Origin of the sequence: Pseudomonas sp. Lb2C2, assembly GCF_052112205.1 — a bacterium.
Taxonomy (GTDB): Bacteria; Pseudomonadota; Gammaproteobacteria; order Pseudomonadales; family Pseudomonadaceae; genus Aquipseudomonas; species Aquipseudomonas kilonensis.
Genome location: NZ_JAUTYW010000005.1, coordinates 220,849 through 241,606 on the forward strand (window position 1 = coordinate 220,849; position 20,758 = coordinate 241,606).

Genomic DNA, 20,758 nt, shown 5'->3' on the forward strand with positions numbered 1-20,758 from the left:
CGCCAAGCCTGTGAGTGCTATGCGATACCGGCCTGGTCCTGGTACGCCGAGGGCTCTACGTCCAGCCACCAGGCACGGCCACGTTGCGGCTGCGTCAGGGTGAATGCTTCGCCCATTTGCGGGGTGGCGATGTAAACATTGCGCTCCCAGGCCAGGGCCAGGATGCGATCGAAGGGTTCATACCAGGCATGCATCGCCAGGTCGAACGTGCCGTTGTGGATCGGCAGCAGCCAACGGCCCTTGAGATCGATATGAGCCTGCAGGGTCTGCTCCGGCTGCATGTGGACGTGGGGCCAATCGACGTTATAGGCGCCGGTTTCCATCAGCGTCAGGTCAAAGGGGCCATATCGCTCGCCGATGCGTTTGAAACCCTCGAAGTAGCCGGTGTCGCCGCTGAAGAAAATTCGCGTGGCGCCGTCGATCATCACCCACGAGGCCCACAAAGTGCTGTTGCTGTCGAACAGGCCGCGCCCGGAAAAGTGCTGGGAGGGCGTGGCAACGAACTCGATACCGTCCACCTCGGTACTTTGCCACCAATCCAGTTGACGCACCTTGCTGGCGTCGACGCCCCATTTGATCAGGGTGTCGCCCACGCCAAGGGGCGCCAGGAAGTGGCGAGTCTTGGCCGCCAGCTTGAGGATGGCCTGATGATCGAGGTGGTCGTAATGGTCATGGGACAGGATCACCGCTTCGATCGGCGGCAATTCTTCCAGGCTGATGGGCGGCTGATGAAAACGCTTCGGGCCGGCCCATTGCACGGGTGAGGCGCGCTCGGCGAACACCGGGTCCGTCAGCCAGAATTTATCCCGCAGCTTGAGCAATACGGTGGAATGGCCGAGGCGGAATGCGCTGTTGTTCGGCGCCGCCAGCAGCGCGGCGCGCGTCAGCGGTTGAACCTCGATGGCGCCCGCAGGCCGGGTGGTGCGCGGCTTGTGGAAGATCATGTTCCAGATGATGCGCAGGGTGGTGCCAAAGCCTTCCCGAGGGGTGAAGGCATGATTGCGAAACTTGCCCTGTTCATGCCGAGATGCGTCATGGCTGGACGGATTGTCGCTCGAAAGAGAGGGAATGGTCATGGTGCGATAACTCCAAGGACGTCGTCGCCATTGCGCTTCGTCGTTGTGGGACGCTGGATGGCCGTTGCATGCACGCTCAGCCGCTCGACTCAAAAACTACACCACTCGGTGTAGTTTCTAGATTGCATGAATCTCCGGAGCAAGTAAACTGCCGAGTGTAAGTTCTCTCACTTCAACCGACGAATTGCCCATGACCGTACCGCAGCGCCTTACCGAACGAAAACGCGAAGCCATCCTCCAGGCCGCGATTGCTGAATTCCGTAGCAGCGGTTTCGAGATCACCAGCATGGACAAGATCGCGGCGACCGCCGGCGTATCGAAACGCACGGTGTATAACCATTTCCCGAGCAAGGAAGCGTTGTTTGCCGAAATTCTGAATCGGTTATGGAACAGCATTACCGCAGAACAGGACATGCCCTACAGCCCGCAAAAGCCGCTACGGGAGCAGCTTCAAACATTGCTGCAAGCCAAACTGCAGCTGCTGGCGGATGAGAATTTCCTCGACCTGGCGCGCATCGCCATCGCCGCCACCATTCATTCCCCGGAGCGGGCCCAGGACATGGTGTCGCGCATGGGCCAGCGTGAGGAAGGCCTGACGGCCTGGATTCGCCAAGCCCAGGCCGATGGCCGGTTGAAACCCGTGGAGCCGGCACTTGCCGCCCAGCAAATGCATGGGCTGCTCAAGACGTTTGCCTTCTGGCCGCAGATTTCGATGGGGCAACCCAGCCTGACCCAGGATGAGCAGACCCGGGTGATCGAGTCGGCCCTCGACATGTTCCTGAGCCGTTACCAGGCCTGATCAAGAAGTCCTGTAATGAAGGGTTATTGCATCGATGGGTTGTGCACGACCTTCTGGTGCATTTCAGTGGTCAAGTTGTCGATACGCTCGGTCAATGCCTTGGTCATTTCCGTCAGGCGGGTGTTCTGCTCCAACAATTCGAGCAACTGCGCCGTATTCTGTGCGGCCTGGGCCTGGCGCTCGCTGTTGGCGACGGCCAAGGCTTCGCGATGCTGGGCGTCGGCTTCCGCCTGGGCTTTGTCCCGAGCGGCCTGGCGGGTTTGCGCCAGCAAAATCAGCGGCGCGGCATAGGCCGACTGCAGGCTGAACGCCAGGTTCAGCAAGATGAACGGGTAGGCATCGAAATGAAACACACCCACCAGGTTCAGGCTGATCCATAGCAGCACGATCAAGGTTTGCGCGCCGAGGAACATCGGCGTCCCGAAAAAACGCGCGAACGCCTCCGCTCTCAGCGCAAAGCGGTCATTGCCAAAGGTCGGCGCCAGATGCGCGTGGGGGCGATGAAAGCGCAAATGGTCAACGGGTGCGGCGGGAGTGGGTTGGGAAGACTTCGTCATCATGATGTTCTCTGCCAAGGGCTGGTGCTCAAGGCACTATAACCGTTGGGGGAGCGCCATCCATTGAGCCATGTACACCCTAGCCGTTAAAACTCAGCGCCAGCGCAGATTGCGTCCCAGCTCATCGAACAAGCTCACCACCGAGCGCAAGGCCCGGCAGTCGGGGCGGGTCAGGAGCCACAGGGCTGTGTCATACCCCTCCAGCGGTTTGCCAAGGGGCATCAGGCCTTGGTGTTCATCGATCAGAAAGTCCGGCAGCGCCGCCACACCCAAGCCGGCTCGCACCAGTTCGGTGACCGAGAGCATGCTGTTGCAGCGATAGGCGGGCACCACGCCGGGGAGATGCTGGCGGCGCCAGGCTACGGTGGGGTGATCCGGGAGGAAATCGTCCGGCGCGATCCAGATCATGGAAGCCAGGTCATCCGTATTCGCCGAGCGCAGGTAGGTGGCGCTGGCACATACCCGGTAAGCCACGTTGCCCAGCTTTCGACCGACCAGGTGTTCCGGCGGCGTACGGGTCAGGCGCAACGCAATGTCGGCATCGCGGCGGCTCAGGTTGGCGAAGTCGTTCGAGGTGCTCAGCTCAAGGGTCAACGCCGGATAAGCGGGCATGAAGCGCGCCAGCGCAGGCAGCAGCAACGCTTGCAGGACCGAGTCGCTGCACGTCAGGCGTACCGTCCCGCTGATGACCTCGCCGCCCTGCTCCACCCCCACCCGCGCCGCCTCCAAGGCCTGTTCGGCGCGCTCGGCTTGTTCGGCCAGCGCCTGGGCCAGGCTCGTGGGCAAGTACCCGGAACGGCTTTTTTCGAACAAGGGTTGGCCCAGGGCCGCCTCCAGCCGACGTACCGAACGAAACACCGTGGACACGTCCACCTGCAGCAGCCGTGCGGCCCGGGCCAGTGTGCCGCCACGGACCAGTGCGAGGATCAGGGACAGGTCGGGATAGTCCAGACGATAGTGCGCTGTTGCATTGATCACTTGGATAAACGCCAATATTGATTGCGTGAGCGCCAATCTATAGTGGCGACCAGGAATCAACAAGCGGCGAGTCTCTCATGGAAAAACAGCGTCCTTTACACATCGCCCTGGTCGGCGACCACGACCCACACATCACCGCTCACCGCGCGATCTCCATCGCACTTGAGCTGGCCGGCGGGCAAACCGGCCATGACATTCGCGTCCAATGGCTGGCAACGCCGCTCATCGCCGACAACGCAGTGCTGGAGGATTTCGACGGTATCTGGTGCGTGCCGGGCAGCCCCTACCAAAACGAAGCCGGCGCCTTGCAGGCGATTCGGTTTGCCCGCGAACAGCGTCGCCCTTTCCTGGGCACCTGCGGTGGTTTTCAACATGCCGTGCTGGAATACGCCCGCAACGTGATGGGTTGGGCCGACGCCGCCCATGGCGAAACCGATCCCGAGGCTGAACGGGCGCTGCTGACGCCGCTGAGCTGTGCATTGATCGAAACCCTCGACAGCCTGCAGCTCGATGCGGACTCGTTGATTGCCAAGGCCTATGGTCGCCAGAGGGTATTCGAGGGCTACCATTGCCGCTTCGGGGTCAACCCGGATTTTGAAAAGGACTTGCTCAATCAGCGCCTGCACGCCGTGGCCCGGGACTCGGCCGGCGGCCTGCGCGCGGTGGAGCTGCAGGACCATCCGTTCTTTGTCGCCACGCTGTTCCAGCCTGAACGTGCCGCATTGGAAGGGCGCGTGCCGCCGCTGGTCAGTGCGTTTGTCGAAGCCTGCGCCAGGAAAGAGTCATGAGTGCCCATTATTACGCGGTAATTTTCACCTCCCTGCGCACCGAGGGGGACCAAGGCTACGCCGAAGCCGCCGAGCGTATGCTGGCCTTGGTTCAAGAGCAGCCGGGGTTTCTCGGTGTCGAATCGGCGCGTGGCGACGATGGCCTGGGGATTACCGTGTCCTATTGGAGCGATGAAGCGGCGATCCTGGCCTGGAAGCAGCATCCTGAACACAGCGCGATCCGCGAGCGCGGCCGCTCCACTTGGTATGCCCATTGCCATACAAGGGTGTGCAAGGTCGAACGCGACTATGCCTTCCAACGCCCAATCTAGTGTCACAGTGTTTACCGTTGATCAATCTGTAGCGTGATAGCTGGGAAGCTTTTGTGGCGAGGGAGCTTGCTCCCGCTTGAGTGCGCAGCGCTCATCGCTTTTTTGGGGGCCGCTGCGCGACCCAGCGGGAGCAAGCTCCCTCGCCACAGGACCGTGCCATTCCAAAAATCCTTGTGGGCCCCCACAGGATCTCTGTTCAATTCAAGATTGAGGCTCAGCCTGTCACCAACTGCCGCACCGCGACGATTTCCGGCAGGTCGCTGCGGGCCATGTACACCCGCAAAGGTTCGGACAGGTTGATCCGGTCGTCGATGTTCTGGTCCAGCAGCAACTGGATGCGCTCGCGACTCAAGGCCATGGTGCCGTCTGCCACAGGGGCCCAGACAAATTCGCAGGTGGGGATGATGCCGTCGTCGGCCACGTCCATGCCGAAAGCGTCTTCGCTGAACCGTACGATGTATTGGCCAGTCTTGCGGTTCAGGCCGACAAAACCTTTGAGCTGGTCGGCGGCCTGGCAGATGAATGTCGAAGTGGTGCGCATGGTAAACCTCATGGATACGTCCCTCGGGACGTCTGATCGATGGTTTACACACAAGGCAAGTGAACGATGGTTTCAGGTTTCCCTCTGCCGGGGAAACTGGTGCGGCCAAGGGTACTGCAAAGCGGCCTGGAAATGCGTGGGAAAAATCTGCTTTGCACAAGTTTATGTCGGTATGGCGATAGCGCCGACAGCGTTCAGTTGTTAAAAGATAGGTTTTTGCACACACCTACGAAAGGATTTCGAGCATGCCTGTCACCTTCACCCGCAGCGCATTGGTGCTGAGCCTGTTGCTCGGCTTCGGCCAGGCCCAAGCCTCCGAGGCCCCGAGCCCCAAGGCCCTGGCAGCCCTCCAGGGCATTCCGCACCCAGCGGTCATCGCCCATCGAGGCGCCTCGTTCGACGCGCCGGAATCCACCGCTGCCGCCTACAAGCTGGCCCGCGACCTGGGCGCCGACTACCTGGAACTGGACCTGCAACGCAGCAAGGACGGCGTGTTGTTCGTCCTGCATGATGACAGCCTGCTGCGCACCACGGATGTCGCGGTCAAATTCCCCGAGCGCAAGGACAGCACCGCCAACGAATTCACCATGGCGGAACTCAAAACCCTCGATGCCGGCAGTTGGTTCAACACCGCCTACCCGGATCGCGCCCGCCCTTCGTTCGTGGGCCTGAAAATCCTGACCCTCGATGAAGTGATCAATATTGCCGAGGCCAACCCGCAGCAAAAACCCGGGCTGTACATCGAAACCAAGGAGCCGAAGCTGTTCCCCGGTATCGAACGCGACCTGAAGGACAAACTGCAGGACCGCGGTTGGCTGAGCCCCGCCGGGTCGAAACTGGCCAAGCGTGCCACCGGTGTCGGCCAGGGCAAGGGCAAAGTGGTCTTGCAGACCTTTGAAAAGAGCAGCCTCGAACTGCTGCACAAAGAGATGCCGAAGGTGCCAAAGATCCTGCTGTTGTGGGTGGGCGAAGGCAACATCGAGCCCAAGTCCAAGGTGACGTTTGCCGAGTCCGGCGAAACGGACAAGGCCGCCTATTACGCCAAGCAGGAACCCAAGGACAAGGCCGAATTCGAGCAGTGGGTCCAGTACGCCAAGGCCCACGGCGCCATCGGCACCGGTCCTTCGGCGGCGTTGACCCGTGGCGGCAGCCAGAGTTATTCGGACCTGGTGCAGCCGTGGATGAACCAGTACACCCATGACCAGGGTCTGCTGGTGCATGTCTACACCGTGGATGAAGCGGTGGACTTCAAGAAAGTGATGGAGGCCGGCGTCGACGGTATCTTCACCAATCGTGCCAGTGAGTTGCTCAAGTACTTCCAGCGTTCCGAGACAGGCAGCGTGGTGCAACTATTGGAAAAGAACGGCTACTGAGTCGCAGACGGTTGCCAGGCAACTTGCTTCAGGTTTTTTCGAATTAAGGGTGAATTAAGTTGCCACAGTTAATCTGAGCCCACTTAAACGACTCACCCTTAACAACACCAAGGAAAGAACTCATGAAAACGTTGACTGCCCTGTTTACCGCTGCTGCCCTGACCCTGACTGCTGGCCTCGCCCAGGCGGATGTTCGCGTCGATCAGATTCCTCAGCTGGTCAAGGAAGGCAAGATCAAGCCCCTTGAATCGATGAACGATGAAGCCCTGAAGTTGCACCCGGGCGCCACCATCACCGACACCGACTTGGATAACCACTTCAACGGTTATGAATATGAAGTCGAATTGAAAACCGCCGACGGCAAAGAGTTTGATGTTGATTTCGATGCCACGACCGGCAAAGTCTTGAGCAACAAGCAAGACACTTGATCCATCAGCAAAAAAAGAGCCGCGCAACCTTAGGGTTGCGCGGCTCTTTTGCGTTTATCAATACCTGTCGCGAACGACCGTCAGGCACTCAACCGCGCCGTCACTTCATTCAACTGTCCCGACAAGCCGTGCAAATCCCGACTGGCCGCTTCGGTGCGCTGCACATTGTCCAGGTTAGTGCTGGCAATGCAGGTGATTTCCGTCAGGTTGCGGGAAATGTCTTCGGCCACGGAAGTCTGCTCTTCGGCTGCCGTGGCGATCTGGCGGTTCATGTCGCGAATCGCTTCGACAGCCTGGGTGATGCGTTCGAGCATCACACCAGCCTGGGTCACTTGCTCCACACTTTCTTCACTGCGCGACTGCCCGCTCTCAATGGCGTGCGCCGCGTCCACCGCACCCGTTTGTACAGTCTGGATAATCTGGTTGATCTCGATGATCGACGAAGCCGTGCGTTGGGCCAGGCTGCGGACCTCATCGGCGACCACCGCGAAACCGCGCCCCGCCTCACCAGCCCGCGCGGCTTCGATGGCAGCATTGAGGGCCAGTAGGTTGGTCTGTTCGGCGATCCCGCGGATCACCTCCAACACCTTGCCGATGCGCCCGCTGTCGGTTTCCAACTGACGGATGACCGTGGCCGTGTTGGCGATCTCGCCGCGCATCCGGGTGATGGTGTGGATGGTCCCCTGCATGACCTTCCCGCCCTGTTGCGCCGATTGATCGGCGTCATCGGCCGCCTGCGCCGCGTCGGCGGCATGACGGGCCACTTCCTGGGCCGTGGCGGACATTTCGTTCATCGCCGTCGCCACCTGATCGGTGCGTTCGAATTGCTCGCTGGTGCCCTGGCTCATCAGGCTGGCGATGGCGTTGAGTTCACCGCTGGCACTGTCCAGTTCCGTGGCACTGCGTTGCAGGCGGGTAAAGGTTTCGGCAAGGAAATCACGTAATGTGTTGGCCGCGACTGCCAGATTGCCCAGCTCGTCCTGACGGTTGCTCGTCACACGCTCGGCGAAACGCCCCTGACTGAGTCGGGTCACGTAGTCGATCAGGTTACGGATCGGCTGAACCAGGTTGCGATTGACCAGCCACAGGCTGAACAACCCGATCAGCACGCCCGACACCAGCATGATCACGGTGCCCAGCATAATCGTGCGATCGGCACCGGCACTGATCAGCGTCGATTGCTCGGTGGCCAGCTTGCGCAGTTCCACCACCAGCGCACTCATTTGCTCACTGGCCGCACGGTCCACGCCCTTGACCGCCGCATCACCCGCCGCCGCATCGCCACCGGAGGCGACAAATGCGTCACGGCCCTTTTGGTAGGCGGCACCCAACTGACGATGCTCATCGCGCAGGGCCACGATGCGGGTCTTGATTGGCGCCGGCACACCTTCACGCCCGCTCAATTGGCCAAGGATGTCTTGGACATCACGCTGACGTTCCTCGAACTGCTTCCAGTATTTATCCAGGTCCGCCGGCTGCTTGCCGCGCAGCAGGACGTTTTTCCACTCCTGCACCTGCACCTTGAACTGCAGGTTGGCCTCGTCGATCAATTGCGAGGCACGCAACGGTCCATCGATCAGGTTGCGATAGTTCTGGACACCATTGGAAAGGAAATGAAAGGACGCCAGGGCGATCAGCAACATCGCCAGCAGGCTGCCGCTCAACAGGGCGAGAATCTGGGCTCGAAGGGATTTTTGTAGAATCATGGGGAGCAATCTCTAAGCAGGGAGAACAGGAACGACGTCCCGACCTCCATGTCCGCAACACACCGCGTCGCAACCCCAATACGGGGGGGATATGCACATACCATCGGCCTGCCAGGGGCATTCTTGAACCTTGGCGACTGCCGGTAGCGCCCGGATTGACGGCGCGAATAGAGCGGTCACAAAACCATCAAGAAAGCTTGCGAAGATGGCGTTCAAGTGAACCTGTAGCCGCCACAGGCACTTCCCGCCAGCGAGACTTCATGAACCACAGCATCGATCAAAGCCACCGCGATCCGGACCTGTTCGGCCTGCTTTACGGGTTTCGTTTCCGCCCCGGCGAACGCGGGCAGGAGATCGATTCGGCCCAGGCCTTACGGAGCCTGCAACACCCGCAAGACTCGGATGAATTCCTCTGGCTGCACTTGAACCTGGCCCACGCTGCGTGCGAGCGCTGGATGAAAGGTCACCTGGCCCTGCCCCAGGAGTTTTTCGAAGCCTTGCACGAAGGTTCGCGCTCGACCCGCATCGAGCATGTCGACTCGGCGTTGCTGGCCGTGGTGAACGATGTCGTGTTCAACCTCAGCAACATGGTGTCCTCGGATGTCTCCACACTGTGGGTTTGCGTTCACAGTCGATTGATCGTCAGCGCGCGGCTGCAACCCCTGCACTCGGTCGACAAGCTGCGCTCGTCGGTGAAGGCCGGCGAGTGCTTTCGCTCGCCAGTGGAATTACTCGTGCACTTGCTGCGCGACCAGGGCGAAGTGCTGACCCAGATCGTGCGCAAGACCAGCCTGAGCGTCGACCAGGTCGAAGATCAGTTGCTGTCCTCGCGCCTGTCCACCAACCGCGCCGAGCTGGGCAGCAACCGCCGGGTGCTGGTGCGCTTGCAGCGCTTGCTGGCCCTGGAGCCGGGCTCATTGCTACGTCTGCTCAACCGCCCGCCGCAATGGTTGCAGAAAGAAGACGTCAAGGAGCTGCGCAAATCCACCGAGGAGTTCGCCCTGATCATCAACGACCTCACCGCGTTGAGTGAACGGATCAAGCTGCTCCAGGAAGAAATCGCCGCCAACCTCAACGAACAAAGCAACCGCACCCTGTTCACCCTGACGGTGGTCACGGTATTGGCGTTGCCCATCAACATCATTGCCGGTTTCTTTGGCATGAACGTCGGTGGCGTGCCGCTTGCCAGCGATCCCGAAGGCTTCTGGATCCTGGTGGCGCTGGTCGCAACCTTCACGCTGATTGCCGGCCGCTGGGCATTTCGCAAGCGAGGTGACTATTGAACATGACGTGTCTAGACAATCCCTTTTGTCGGCCCGACGGGATTTAAAAGTCTTTTTGTCATTTCTCCTGCTGTATCCTGCCCAGGCTTTGTAAAAGCGCGGATCTACCAGATCTATCCACAGACTTTGCGAGGAGCGCGATATGCACGAGATCCCTAATCTCCCCTTCCCAAGCCTGCACGACACTGAGCAGACGACCACGCTACAAGCCGGGGGGCAACCAGACGCCCAGCAACCCGAGCCAAAAGAAGCCACTGAACGCCGCCAGGCCGACAGCGAAGACTGATTGACCCGCACCACCAGACCGTGTGGAAAGCGCTAAGATGCGCTTTCCACACTGCCTGAATCCCGAGCCCTCCATGACCGATGACATCCCTCCCTTCAGCGAAGCCCAGGCCAGCGTGCTGATCGGAACTGCCGAAAAAATGGTCGATATCTGGACCCGTCTTCCTGCCGAGAAACAAGCGGCCCTGCTGGCGCGTTTTGGCAGCGAAGAAAATGCCATCGCCGCACTGGTGACCACACGCCTGGTCAGCGGTGAGAACGACAGCTGAACCACCGTTGGGCAAATAGTTTTACTTTTCCCCGCCCTGACCCCACGGTCGCCGTTATCATAAGCAGCCTATCTATCCAGCTGCTCCGTGGACCTCTTCCCCATGTCAGATTCCCAGCGCCCCCTGGCGGTCACGCTGCAAGTCGTTTCCATCGTCCTGTTCACATTCATCGGCTACCTGAATATCGGCATTCCGCTTGCCGTGCTGCCCGGGTTCGTCCACGGCAAACTGGGCTTCGGCGCGGTAATCGCCGGGTTGGTGATCAGCGTGCAATACCTGGCCACCCTGCTCAGTCGTCCTTACGCCGGGCGAATCATCGATAACCTGGGGAGCAAGCGCGCGGTGATGTTCGGCCTCGCCGGCTGCGGGCTGAGCGGTGTGTTCATGCTGGTGTCTGCCTGGACGCCCCACCTGCCCACGTTCAGCCTGATCAGCCTGCTGATCGGTCGCCTGGTGCTCGGCAGCGCGGAAAGCCTGGTGGGCTCCGGTTCGATTGGCTGGGGCATCGGCCGGGTCGGTGCGGCGAATACCGCCAAGGTGATCTCCTGGAACGGTATCGCCAGTTACGGCGCGCTGGCGATCGGTGCACCGCTGGGGGTGTGGCTGGTCAATGCGCTGGGACTGTGGAGCATGGGCGTGAGCATTATCTTGCTCGGTTTGCTGGGATTGGCATTGGCCTGGCGCAAAACCGCCGCGCCCATCGTCACTGGCGAACGCCTGCCGTTCATGCACGTGCTGGGACGTGTGCTGCCACACGGCTGCGGCCTGGCCCTGGGTTCCATCGGGTTTGGCACCATCGCGACCTTCATCACCCTGTACTACGCCACCCAGCACTGGGACAACGCCGTGCTGTGCCTGAGCCTGTTCGGCGCCAGCTTCATCGGCGCGCGCCTGCTGTTCGGCAACCTGATCAACCGTCTGGGCGGCTTTCGCGTGGCGATTGCCTGCCTGTCGGTGGAAACCCTCGGCCTGTTGCTGTTGTGGCTCGCACCGGATGCCCACTGGGCCCTGGCGGGCGCGGCGTTGAGCGGTTTCGGCTTTTCCCTGGTGTTTCCGGCGCTGGGCGTGGAAGCGGTCAACCTGGTGCCGGCCTCCAGCCGCGGGGCGGCGGTGGGCGCTTATTCACTGTTCATTGATTTGTCGCTGGGGATCACCGGACCGCTGGCCGGTGCAATTGCCGCCGGCTTCGGCTTTGCCTCGATCTTTCTGTTCGCCGCACTGGCGGCCCTGGGCGGCTTGGCATTGAGCGTCTACCTGTACCGACAGGCGCCAAGGCATCGCCAGGAACGGGAGAAAAGCTAGAAGTCCACCTTGCCGCGCCCGGCCTTGATCGAGCCGCGCTTGGTCTTGGATTCCAGGCGACGCTTTTTCGAACCCAGGGTCGGCTTGGTCGGACGGCGCTTCTTTTCGACCTTGGTGGCGCTGAGGATCAGTTCGGTCAGGCGCTCCAGGGCATCGGCGCGGTTCTGTTCCTGCGTGCGGTATTGCTGGGCCTTGATGATCAATACACCGTCGCTGGTAATGCGACTGTCGCGCAGGGCCAGCAGCCGCTCCTTGTAGAACTCGGGCAGCGACGAGGCCGGAATGTCGAAGCGCAAATGCACGGCGCTGGAGACCTTGTTGACGTTCTGCCCCCCTGCCCCCTGGGCGCGGATGGCCGTCAGCTCGATCTCGGCGTCCGGGATGTGCACGGTGTTGGAAATGACCAGCATGGAAAGTGTCCGGTATCAGGACCCACAGGATACCCGAAACAGCCGGAATGAAGATTGCGAGAGCCTGACCTGTGGAATTGGTCTGTGGGAGCAAGGCTGCCCGCGATGGCATCGCCTCGGTCCATCAGCTGCACCGAGGTGACTGCATCGCGGGCAAGCCTTGCTCCCACAGACCTTGTTCCCAGAGTTCTTGCTTCCACAGGATTTGTGTCTTGCCTGAAACGACAAACCCGGCACTTGGCCGGGTTTGTCATATCTCAGGATTACCTACTTGGCAGCAGCCGCCACAGCCACTTCATGCCGGGCACTACGCTTGTTCTTGATCACGTAGCACACCCACATGAACACCACCCATACCGGAATCGCATAGACCGATACCTGGATGCCGGGGATCAGCAGCATCACGCCCAGGATGAACACCACGAACGCCAGGCAGATGTAGTTGCCGTACGGGTACCACAGCGCCTTGAACAGCGGCGTCTGGCGGGTCTGGTTCATGTGCTGGCGGAACTTGAAGTGCGAGTAGCTGATCATCGCCCAGTTGATCACCAGGGTCGCGACCACCAGCGACATCAGCAACTCCAACGCATGCTGCGGGACCAGGTAGTTCAACAGCACCGCCACCAGCGTGACCGCCGCCGACGCGAGGATCGAACGCACCGGCACGCCGCGCTTGTCGATCTTGGACAAGGCCTTGGGCGCATCGCCCTGCTCGGCCATGCCCAGCAACATGCGGCTGTTGCAATAGGTGCCACTGTTGTACACCGACAGCGCGGCGGTCAGCACCACGAAGTTGAGGATATGCGCCGCGGTGTTGCTACCCAGCATCGAGAACACTTGCACGAACGGGCTGCCGCTGTAGGCGTCGCCGGAAGCGTTGAGTGTGGTCAGCAGACTGTCCCAAGGGGTCAGGGACAACAGCACCACGAGCGCACCGATGTAGAAAATCAGGATCCGGTAGATCACCTGGTTGATGGCCTTGGGGATCACGGTTTTCGGTTTGTCGGCCTCGGCTGCGGTGAAACCGAGCATTTCCAGGCCACCGAAGGAGAACATGATGATCGCCATGGCCATCACCAGCCCGCTGACGCCGTTGGGGAAAAAACCGCCGTGGGACCACAGGTTGGTCACCGACGCCTGCGGCCCGCCATGGCCGCTGACCAGCAAATAGCTGCCCAGGGCAATCATGCCGACAATCGCCACGACCTTGATGATCGCGAACCAGAACTCGGCCTCGCCGAAGACTTTGACGTTGGCCAGGTTGATGACGTTGATCAGGATGAAAAACGCTGCCGCCGACACCCAGGTCGGAATGTCCGGGGCCCAGTAATGGATGTACTTGCCGACTGCAGTCAGCTCGGACATGCCCACCAGGATGTAGAGAATCCAGCAGTTCCAACCCGACAGGAAGCCGGCGAAACCGCCCCAGTACTTATGGGCAAAGTGGCTGAAGGAACCGGCCACCGGCTCTTCGACGATCATTTCGCCCAACTGGCGCATGATCATGAAGGCGATGAAGCCGCAGATGGCGTAGCCCAGGATCATCGACGGGCCGGCTGATTTCAGCACCCCCGCCGAGCCGAGGAACAGGCCGGTGCCGATCGCGCCACCAAGGGCGATCAGTTGAATGTGGCGATTTTTCAGGCCGCGTTTCAGCTCGCCCGAATGCGTATTTTCTACAACGGTCATGCGTCACCTATTTGTTTTTATCTGTGACGAAATCGAACCCGACACGCTTATGACGTGGCGGAGTGAACAAGGCGGATAACCTTGAAAATGCGTGGGTACGCGAAGGGTCACAGTAAAACGCCGCGCATTGTACACTGCGGCCCTCCTGCTGCCAGACACCACCGGATCAGCGTCTCACCCCGCACTTCAGGTATGGCGCGCATCTGACCCTTCCCGTTGGCCTGAAACAAGCGCTGCGAAGTATCAGAAAACTCGTCAAACCGGTGCCCTCGGCAGCTTTTTCTTACAGCCATCCGAAACGCCGACAGAGGCCCGTTCACAAGGCAAAAATCGTCAGCATTCCTTTACGCCGCGTAACGCAAACTTTCCAAAGAGGAAATTTCCGTAGGCTGACTGCAAATTGACGGTAGGTAGCTACCTATTTAAAAAAGCACCCAGGCAGCTGTTTTTGAATGACTAATGTCGTCGTAAAAAATGGAACAAAAAGTTCAAACAAAAAAAATAAAATTATTTTTTTGCAATCCAAAAATCCCTCGACTAGGTTTTCAGCGACTTGCCAAGGCATCGTGCCGACAAGTTCTGCGGTGCCGTTGCCGGCCTGTTCCATTCGCCGAATCGAGCCGCAAATTTCCGTAAAAGTCATCTAGGAGATTCACTATGCAAGCACTGGACAAAGACTTGGAAACCGAACTGCAACTGGACGAATGGTTTGAAGCCCCAACCCATGAAGCCGCCGTTGAAATGATGCAGGCCGACGCCGTCGTTCCGTTCGGCACGGCGATGTGGCCTCTGTAGGCACCGCCCGGCGGAGGCGATCCGGCCGGTCGACTCCGCCACTAGTTGCCGGCTGTCAGGGACGTTAAATGAACTTGTCAGGGAAGAATAAGCATGGACACACAACGAGCCATCTCACATTTCCTTTACTACCTCGAACACCATCCCGCCCTGGTCGGCATCCAGCCCGCCAAGGTGTTGCTCGGCCATACCGCTGACTACGAAGCGCTGACCGGCGCCATTGCCGAGCAGGCTGGCAGCGGCTCGCCCTTCCGGTTCAGTGCCATGCGCCTGGACCTTGAACCCACGGAACGCCTGTCCAAGGCCATTGCCGACAGTGATCTGTATATTTTCTTCTACGACTCTTCCACCCTGCCCAACCCTCGCCCCGACGGCCCGGACTTTGTCCGCGCGCTGCAAGGCGTGATGGCCGACAACTGGAAGAAATCACTGCTGTTCAAGGACTACGGCGACTACTTCTACGACACCTTCAGCGTGATTCCCCAGCGTATCGCCGGGCTCAACAGTCATCTGATCCGGCGCATGTCCCAGGCGACGACCTTGAGTTTCCAGGATGACCACGGTTCGTATTTCGACACCGCCCTGGGCAGCGTGAAAAAATGGACCGACATCAACGGCCTCGGCAACTACGACCTGGCCCCCGGCGAAATCGCCACCCACAGCGACACCATCAATGGCCGAGTGAATTTCGTCGGCACCTTCCTGAGCACCATCCCGTTCGCGCGCAAATATGGCGTGCTGCAATCGCCACTGGAGCTGTGGATCGAAGACTCCACCATCCAGAAAATCGCCACCGACGTACCGGGCCTGGAGCACGACTTCAACAAATACCTGGACGCCAACCCGTCCAACCGTCGCATCGAGGAACTGGGGATCGGCACCAACGAAGGGGTCAAGAACCTGTACGCCCGCAATGCCGGTTTCGAAGAACGGCATTGCGGCCTGCACCTGGGGCTCGGCGGCGGGGCCAAGGGCAGCCATCACCTGGATCTGATTTTCGAGAAGGGGATGTTGGCGCTGGATAACGAGCCGATGTTTGATGGGCGGTTTGTGCTTTAGGCTGGGATTTCTGCAAGGCTGATATCGCCATCGCGAGCAAGCTCGCTCCCACAATGGAACGGTGTCAAACACCTATCTCCCATCCACTGAAGATCAACTGTGGGAGCGAGCTTGCTCGCGATGACGAACTCACCGGCACCGCATCAATTAAAGCCAGACAAAAAAACGCCAACCCAACGGTTGGCGTTTTTTCTTGCAGCTTGCAGCTAGAAGCTCACAGCTGCCTCACTCCGGCTTACGACGCCCAAACCCCGGACGCTGTCCCGAACCTGCCGGTGCACCACGGCGTTTACCCGATGGCGCATCGCGGTCGGCCAGGATGATACCCGGGCGTTTTTTCGGCGCTGGCTTGGCCGGGCGCTTGGTGTCGGCCGGGCGATCGGCGACTGGCGTACCGCGACCAGCCGGAGCACCGCGACCTTCGCCGCGCTCAGTGCGACCATTGGCCGGACGCGGCGTGCGTGGACCACGCTCGCCGTCCTGACGTGGTGCAGGCTTGCGGGCCGGGCGTTCGCCTTCGATCTGCGGCTCGCGCGAAGGACGCGGACCGGTCGGCGCGCCTTCGGCAGCCGGACGCAGCGTACGCACACGCTCGGTCTTGCCCATCGGGCGCGAGGATTTACGCTGCATCCGCTCCAGCTTGTCCTTGCTCTTGGCGGTCATCTGCGGCATTGCTACCGGCTTGAGGCCCACTTCGGCGGCCAGGATGTCGACTTCGTACTGGCTCATTTCGCGCCAGCGGCCCATCGGCAGGTCGGAATTGAGGAACACCGGACCGAAACGCACGCGCTTGAGGCGGCTGACCACCAACCCCTGGGATTCCCACAGACGCCGCACTTCACGGTTGCGGCCTTCCATCACCACGCAGTGGTACCAGTGGTTGAAGCCTTCGCCGCCGGGCGCCTGCTTGATATCGGTGAAACGCGCCGGGCCGTCTTCCAGCACAACGCCGGCCTTGAGGCGCTCGATCATCTCGTCGTCGACTTCGCCACGCACACGCACGGCGTATTCGCGGTCCATCTCGTAGGACGGGTGCATCAAACGGTTGGCCAGTTCACCGTCGGTGGTGAACATCAGCAAACCGGTGGTGTTGATGTCCAGGCGACCGATGTTGATCCAGCGGCCTTCTTTCGGACGCGGCATCTTGTCGAACACGGTCGGACGGCCTTCCGGGTCGTCACGGGTGCAGATTTCGCCGTCGGGCTTGTTGTACATGATCACGCGGCGCACCGTTTCGGCGGCCTCTTCGCGCTTGATCACCTTGCCATCAATGGTGATGGCGTCGTGCATGTCGACACGCAGGCCCAAGGTGGCATCTTTGCCGTTGACCTTGATCCGGCCCTGGGTGATCCAGGCTTCCACGTCGCGGCGCGAGCCGACGCCGATACGGGCGAGGACTTTTTGCAGCTTCTCGCCTGCTGGGCCGATTTCCTGGCTGTCGTTCTGGTCTTGGTCTTTCATTCTGGGCACCTCCCGGTGTGGTCGGGTCAGGCTTGGCCTGACGCTTTGAAAACGGGTCTTCGACGAAGGGATCGCCAAAGGGTCGCGAATCATACGCTCGTTGAGGCGATTGCGCATCAGAGACTAGCTGATCGACGAACGCCCGGCGCTTTTTCCGCCGACTGGTGCGGCGCACGAATCATGTGGGAGCGAGCCTGCTCGCGATTGCCGGTGTTGACTGTCAGACCGCTATCGCGAGCAAGCTCGCTCCCACAGGGATTGGGGTGCACCGGGTTCCTGTGACCGCCGCAGATCCACTGTGGGAGCGAGCTTGCTCGCGATAGCGGAGGTCCAATCACCAAAAAATCGGATCAGTCGTCGAACTGGCGCCGTTCGTTCTCGATCGCTTCGGCCAGGGCGCGGGCTTCGGCTTCTTCGTCACTCAGTTCGGGTTCCGGCGGCTGGAGGGCGGCGACGGCGGCCAGCAGTTTTTCCCGGGCTTGGGCAACGCCGAGGATGTCTTCTTCTGGCTCTGGCTCTGGCTCAGGTTCCGACTCGCTGTCAGGCTCCGGCAACTCATCCGACTCACCCTCAGGCCCCGGCCCCTCACGCAGCAGGTCATCGAAATCGGTCTTCAAGCCCTCCTCCATGGTGTCCAGCTCCAGCAACAACGAGTGGAAACTGGTCTCTTCCTTCGGTTCCTCTGGCTCGGCACTGGCATCGGCCAATTCCTGCAGGCCCTGGGGCACCGGGGCGTCGTCGAACTCCAGCATCGGTTCGGGTTCCAGCTCCCGAAGCTCGGCCAGCGGCGGCAGGTCATCCAGGTTCTTCAGGTTGAAGTGATCGAGAAAGGCCTTGGTGGTGGCGAACATCGCCGGTTTGCCCGGCACATCGCGATAGCCGACGACGCGGATCCACTCGCGCTCCAGCAGCGTCTTGACGATATGACTGTTGACCGCCACGCCGCGCACATCTTCGATTTCGCCGCGGGTGATCGGTTGGCGGTAGGCAATCAACGCCATGGTTTCGAGCATGGCGCGAGAGTAGCGCTGCGGCCGCTCCTCCCACAGGCGCCCGACCCATGGCGCAAACTTCTCGCGGATCTGCAGGCGATAGCCGGACGCCACTTCCTTGAGCTCGAAGGCCCGCCCCTCGCAGGACTTGCCCAACAGCGTCAGGGCTTTCTTGAATACGGCCGGCTCGGGTCGCTCGCCTTCTTCGAAGAGTTCGAACAGGCGCTCCATCGATTGCGGCTTTCCCGAGGCCAACAGGAAAGCTTCAAGCAAGGGGGCCAGCTCGCGGGGTTCAGTCAGATTCATTGATTTGCTCGTTATTCGGCTCGTGCCCGCACGTGGATCGCTGCGAACGGCTCATTCTGCACCAGCTCGACCAAGGATTCCTTGACCAATTCCAGGACCGCCATAAACGTCACCACCACCCCCAGGCGTCCTTCCTCGGCGGTGAACAGCTCGACGAACGGCACGAAACCGCCGCCCTTGAGCCGCTCCAGCACATCGCTCATGCGCTCGCGGGTGGACAGCGCTTCGCGGCTGACCTGGTGACTTTCAAACATATCGCCCCGGCGCAGGACTTCGGCCATGGACATCAGCAACTCTTCCAGGCTTACATCCGGCAGCAACTTGCGCGCCCGCGCTTCGGGTGCGTCAAGCTTGGGCACCACCACATCGCGCCCGACCCGGCTCAAGCCGTCGATGCCTTCGGCCGCGACCTTGAAGCGTTCGTACTCCTGCAAGCGCCGGATCAACTCGGCCCGCGGGTCGTCTTCTTCCTCTTCGATCGCTGCCGAGCGCGGCAGCAGCATCCGCGACTTGATCTCGGCGAGCATGGCCGCCATCACCAGGTACTCGGCCGCCAGTTCCAGGCGCACCGACTGCATCAACTCGACGTAGCCCATGTACTGGCGGGTGATTTCCGCCACGGGGATGTCGAGGATGTTGATGTTCTGTTTGCGGATCAGGTAGAGCAGCAGGTCAAGTGGACCCTCGAAGGCTTCAAGGAACACTTCCAGCGCATCTGGCGGAATGTACAGGTCCAGAGGCATTTCCATTACCGCCTGGCCATAGACCATGGCGAACGGCAACTCCTGCTGCGCACCGGCCTGGCTGTCGGCACTGTCCACGGCGGTTTCCACGGCGGACATTCAGGCCTCGACCATGAACGGCGTCGGATCGCCACAACCGACGCGCACCACCTGGGGCTCGCCGTCGGCCAGGTTGATCACCGTAGACGCCGACATACCGCCGAAACCGCCGTCGATGATCAGGTCCACCTGATGTTCGAGTATCTGGCGCATCTCATAGGGATCGGTCAACGGCTCGGTCTCGCCGGGCATGATCAGCGTCACGCTCATCAGCGGCTCACCCAGTTCCGCCAGCAGCGCCAGGGCGATGGGATGGCTCGGCACCCGCAGGCCGATGGTACGTTTTTTCGGGTGCAGCAACAGCCGCGGAACTTCCCGCGTGGCATTGAGAATAAAGGTGTACGGCCCCGGTAAATGCGCCTTGAGCAGGCGGAAGGTGCCGGTGTCGATCTTGGCGAACAGGCCCAACTGCGACAGGTCGCTGCAGATGAGCGCGAAGTTGTGCTTGTCGTCCAATTGACGCAGGCGTCTGACCCGCTCCACGGCATTCTTGTCGCCGATCTGGCAACCGATGGCGTAGGAGGAGTCGGTGGGATAGACCACCACGCCACCGGCACGAATGATCTCCACGGCCTGTTTGATCAGGCGCGCTTGCGGGTTTTCCGGATGAATCTGGAAAAATTGACTCACGTGTTCTACCTGTTCAGACGGCGGCGGTAACGGGATCATGTTTGAATCTACACCAGAGTGGTGGCAGATCTTCCGGCAACGGGCGGTATTCGCCGATCTCGGACCAGCCCCCAGGGCCATGGAAATCACTGCCGGCGGTGACCAGCAGGCCGAACTCACGGGCCAGGATCGCCAGGCAGCCAACCTGCTCGGCAGGCTGATGGCCGTTGACCACCTCAATGGCATGGCCCCCCACTTGAATATAGTCGGCGACCAGACGGCGGCGCTTGCTGCGAGTGAAATCATAGTGCCATGGATGTGCCAGGCTGACCCAGGCGCCAGCGGCCCGCAGGGTCCCGACGGTTTCTTCCAGCGTCGGCCAGTGCTGCTTGACGTCCCCCAGCTTACCGGCCCCCAACCACTTGCGAAACGCTTCGGCGCGGTCCTTGACGAACCCTTCGCGCACCATCCAGTCGGCAAAGTGTGGCCGGGCCGGTGCGTTGCCACTGTCGCCCAGTTCCTGCTGGATCTGCCTCGCGCCGTCCAGCGCACCGGGCATGCCCTTGAGGGCCAGCTTGCGGCTGATCTCTTCGGAACGCAGCCAGCGCCCGTCGCGCAGTTGTGCAATGGCCTGGACCAACGCCGGCGCATTCACATCAAAGCCGTAGCCCAGCACATGGATGGTCGCCCCGCCCCAGGTACAGGACAGCTCGACCCCATTGACCAGCTGCATGCCCAGCGCCGTGGCGGCGCTGCGGGCCTCGTCGAGGCCTTCGAGGGTGTCGTGATCGGTCAGGGCCAGGACTCGCACGCCGTGCTCGAACGCCCGCGCCACCAGAACCGCAGGCGCCAGGGCGCCATCGGAGGCCGTGCTATGGCAGTGCAAATCAACATTCACG

General features: G+C 60.9%; 24 protein-coding genes. 11 read left to right on the forward strand and 13 right to left on the reverse strand.

The window, feature by feature from the left end:
* Positions 1-17: 17 nt before the first annotated feature.
* Positions 18-1,076, reverse strand: a complete 1,059-nt coding sequence (locus Q7F16_RS16395) for an MBL fold metallo-hydrolase (protein WP_409556059.1) — start codon at positions 1,074-1,076, stop codon at positions 18-20.
* A 190-nt stretch (positions 1,077-1,266) separates the two neighbouring features.
* Here Q7F16_RS16395 and Q7F16_RS16400 point away from each other — a divergent pair, with 190 nt between their 5' ends.
* Positions 1,267-1,875 carry a TetR/AcrR family transcriptional regulator gene (locus tag Q7F16_RS16400; protein WP_046062565.1) on the forward strand — a complete coding sequence of 203 codons (609 nt, stop codon included), beginning with the start codon at positions 1,267-1,269 and terminating at the stop codon, positions 1,873-1,875.
* Between the two features lie 23 nt (positions 1,876-1,898).
* Here the strand turns inward: Q7F16_RS16400 and Q7F16_RS16405 are convergent, their stop codons facing one another.
* Both Q7F16_RS16405 and Q7F16_RS16410 read right to left on the reverse strand, forming a co-directional pair.
* The gene (locus Q7F16_RS16405; RefSeq protein ID WP_186650443.1) at positions 1,899-2,432 is read right to left on the reverse strand and encodes a DUF1003 domain-containing protein; all 534 of its coding nucleotides are present in this window, start codon (positions 2,430-2,432) and stop codon (positions 1,899-1,901) included.
* Positions 2,433-2,525: 93 nt separating this feature from the next.
* Positions 2,526-3,473: a LysR family transcriptional regulator gene (locus Q7F16_RS16410; RefSeq protein ID WP_409556060.1), complete on the reverse strand. Its 948-nt coding sequence runs from the start codon at positions 3,471-3,473 to the stop codon at positions 2,526-2,528.
* A gap of 14 nt (positions 3,474-3,487) precedes the next feature.
* On the opposite strand from Q7F16_RS16410, the gene Q7F16_RS16415 reads away from it, so the two are divergent.
* Together Q7F16_RS16415 and Q7F16_RS16420 are read left to right on the forward strand one after the other, a co-directional pair.
* Positions 3,488-4,198, forward strand: a complete 711-nt coding sequence (locus Q7F16_RS16415; protein ID WP_409556061.1) for a CTP synthase C-terminal region-related (seleno)protein — start codon at positions 3,488-3,490, stop codon at positions 4,196-4,198.
* The gene (locus Q7F16_RS16420) at positions 4,195-4,509 is read left to right on the forward strand and encodes an antibiotic biosynthesis monooxygenase family protein (protein ID WP_046062568.1); all 315 of its coding nucleotides are present in this window, start codon (positions 4,195-4,197) and stop codon (positions 4,507-4,509) included. The genes Q7F16_RS16415 and Q7F16_RS16420 overlap by 4 nt, the downstream gene beginning before the upstream one ends.
* Before the next feature lie 214 nt (positions 4,510-4,723).
* On the opposite strand, the gene Q7F16_RS16425 is transcribed toward Q7F16_RS16420, so the two are convergent.
* The gene (locus Q7F16_RS16425; protein ID WP_046062569.1) at positions 4,724-5,050 is read right to left on the reverse strand and encodes a DUF2025 family protein; all 327 of its coding nucleotides are present in this window, start codon (positions 5,048-5,050) and stop codon (positions 4,724-4,726) included.
* 245 nt (positions 5,051-5,295) lie between these two features.
* Here Q7F16_RS16425 and Q7F16_RS16430 point away from each other — a divergent pair, with 245 nt between their 5' ends.
* Together Q7F16_RS16430 and Q7F16_RS16435 are read left to right on the forward strand one after the other, a co-directional pair.
* Positions 5,296-6,423: a glycerophosphodiester phosphodiesterase gene (locus Q7F16_RS16430; protein WP_046062570.1), complete on the forward strand. Its 1,128-nt coding sequence runs from the start codon at positions 5,296-5,298 to the stop codon at positions 6,421-6,423.
* Between the two features lie 122 nt (positions 6,424-6,545).
* Positions 6,546-6,851, forward strand: a complete 306-nt coding sequence (locus Q7F16_RS16435; protein ID WP_046062571.1) for a PepSY domain-containing protein — start codon at positions 6,546-6,548, stop codon at positions 6,849-6,851.
* Between the two features lie 80 nt (positions 6,852-6,931).
* Here Q7F16_RS16435 and Q7F16_RS16440 read toward each other — a convergent pair whose 3' ends face one another.
* Positions 6,932-8,557 (reverse strand): methyl-accepting chemotaxis protein, encoded by a 1,626-nt coding sequence (locus Q7F16_RS16440; RefSeq protein ID WP_046062572.1) that lies wholly within the window; start codon positions 8,555-8,557, stop codon positions 6,932-6,934.
* Positions 8,558-8,817: 260 nt separating this feature from the next.
* Between Q7F16_RS16440 and Q7F16_RS16445 the strand changes: the two genes are divergently transcribed.
* From Q7F16_RS16445 to Q7F16_RS16460, 4 genes are all read left to right on the forward strand, one after another.
* Positions 8,818-9,840, forward strand: a complete 1,023-nt coding sequence (locus tag Q7F16_RS16445) for a transporter (protein ID WP_014339833.1) — start codon at positions 8,818-8,820, stop codon at positions 9,838-9,840.
* Between the two features lie 142 nt (positions 9,841-9,982).
* Positions 9,983-10,126 carry a hypothetical protein gene (locus tag Q7F16_RS16450; RefSeq protein WP_162893862.1) on the forward strand — a complete coding sequence of 48 codons (144 nt, stop codon included), beginning with the start codon at positions 9,983-9,985 and terminating at the stop codon, positions 10,124-10,126.
* Between the two features lie 37 nt (positions 10,127-10,163).
* Positions 10,164-10,394, forward strand: a complete 231-nt coding sequence (locus Q7F16_RS16455; protein ID WP_409556062.1) for a hypothetical protein — start codon at positions 10,164-10,166, stop codon at positions 10,392-10,394.
* 102 nt (positions 10,395-10,496) lie between these two features.
* Positions 10,497-11,696 carry an MFS transporter gene (locus tag Q7F16_RS16460; protein ID WP_095974138.1) on the forward strand — a complete coding sequence of 400 codons (1,200 nt, stop codon included), beginning with the start codon at positions 10,497-10,499 and terminating at the stop codon, positions 11,694-11,696.
* Here Q7F16_RS16460 and arfB read toward each other — a convergent pair.
* From arfB to Q7F16_RS16475, 3 genes are all read right to left on the reverse strand, one after another.
* On the reverse strand, positions 11,693-12,106 hold the full coding sequence (gene arfB / locus Q7F16_RS16465; protein ID WP_018604539.1) for an alternative ribosome rescue aminoacyl-tRNA hydrolase ArfB: 414 nt from the start codon (positions 12,104-12,106) through the stop codon (positions 11,693-11,695). The genes Q7F16_RS16460 and arfB overlap by 4 nt on opposite strands.
* A gap of 267 nt (positions 12,107-12,373) precedes the next feature.
* A complete protein-coding gene (locus Q7F16_RS16470; protein ID WP_046062573.1) occupies positions 12,374-13,795 on the reverse strand; it encodes an amino acid permease in 1,422 nt (473 codons plus the stop codon).
* Positions 13,796-14,213: 418 nt separating this feature from the next.
* On the reverse strand, positions 14,214-14,438 hold the full coding sequence (locus Q7F16_RS16475; RefSeq protein WP_046062574.1) for a hypothetical protein: 225 nt from the start codon (positions 14,436-14,438) through the stop codon (positions 14,214-14,216).
* A gap of 14 nt (positions 14,439-14,452) precedes the next feature.
* Between Q7F16_RS16475 and Q7F16_RS16480 the strand changes: the two genes are divergently transcribed.
* Positions 14,453-14,590, forward strand: coding sequence for a hypothetical protein (locus Q7F16_RS16480; RefSeq protein ID WP_003178782.1), 138 nt, complete (start codon positions 14,453-14,455; stop codon positions 14,588-14,590).
* Positions 14,591-14,683: 93 nt separating this feature from the next.
* A complete protein-coding gene (locus Q7F16_RS16485; protein ID WP_046062575.1) occupies positions 14,684-15,649 on the forward strand; it encodes a leucyl aminopeptidase (aminopeptidase T) in 966 nt (321 codons plus the stop codon).
* 225 nt (positions 15,650-15,874) lie between these two features.
* Here Q7F16_RS16485 and rluB read toward each other — a convergent pair whose 3' ends face one another.
* From rluB to Q7F16_RS16510, 5 genes are all read right to left on the reverse strand, one after another.
* Complete coding sequence (gene rluB / locus Q7F16_RS16490) at positions 15,875-17,110, reverse strand: 23S rRNA pseudouridine(2605) synthase RluB (protein WP_046062576.1); 1,236 nt, start codon at positions 17,108-17,110, stop codon at positions 15,875-15,877.
* A 350-nt stretch (positions 17,111-17,460) separates the two neighbouring features.
* Entirely contained in the window at positions 17,461-18,408 is a 948-nt protein-coding gene (gene scpB / locus Q7F16_RS16495; RefSeq protein ID WP_409556063.1) for an SMC-Scp complex subunit ScpB, read from the reverse strand.
* Positions 18,409-18,419: 11 nt separating this feature from the next.
* On the reverse strand, positions 18,420-19,118 hold the full coding sequence (locus Q7F16_RS16500) for a segregation and condensation protein A (RefSeq protein ID WP_172898801.1): 699 nt from the start codon (positions 19,116-19,118) through the stop codon (positions 18,420-18,422).
* 132 nt (positions 19,119-19,250) lie between these two features.
* Complete coding sequence (locus Q7F16_RS16505; protein ID WP_046062687.1) at positions 19,251-19,880, reverse strand: L-threonylcarbamoyladenylate synthase; 630 nt, start codon at positions 19,878-19,880, stop codon at positions 19,251-19,253.
* 13 nt (positions 19,881-19,893) lie between these two features.
* Positions 19,894-20,757, reverse strand: coding sequence for a PHP domain-containing protein (locus tag Q7F16_RS16510; protein ID WP_409556064.1), 864 nt, complete (start codon positions 20,755-20,757; stop codon positions 19,894-19,896).
* Between the last annotated feature and the right edge of the window lies 1 nt (position 20,758).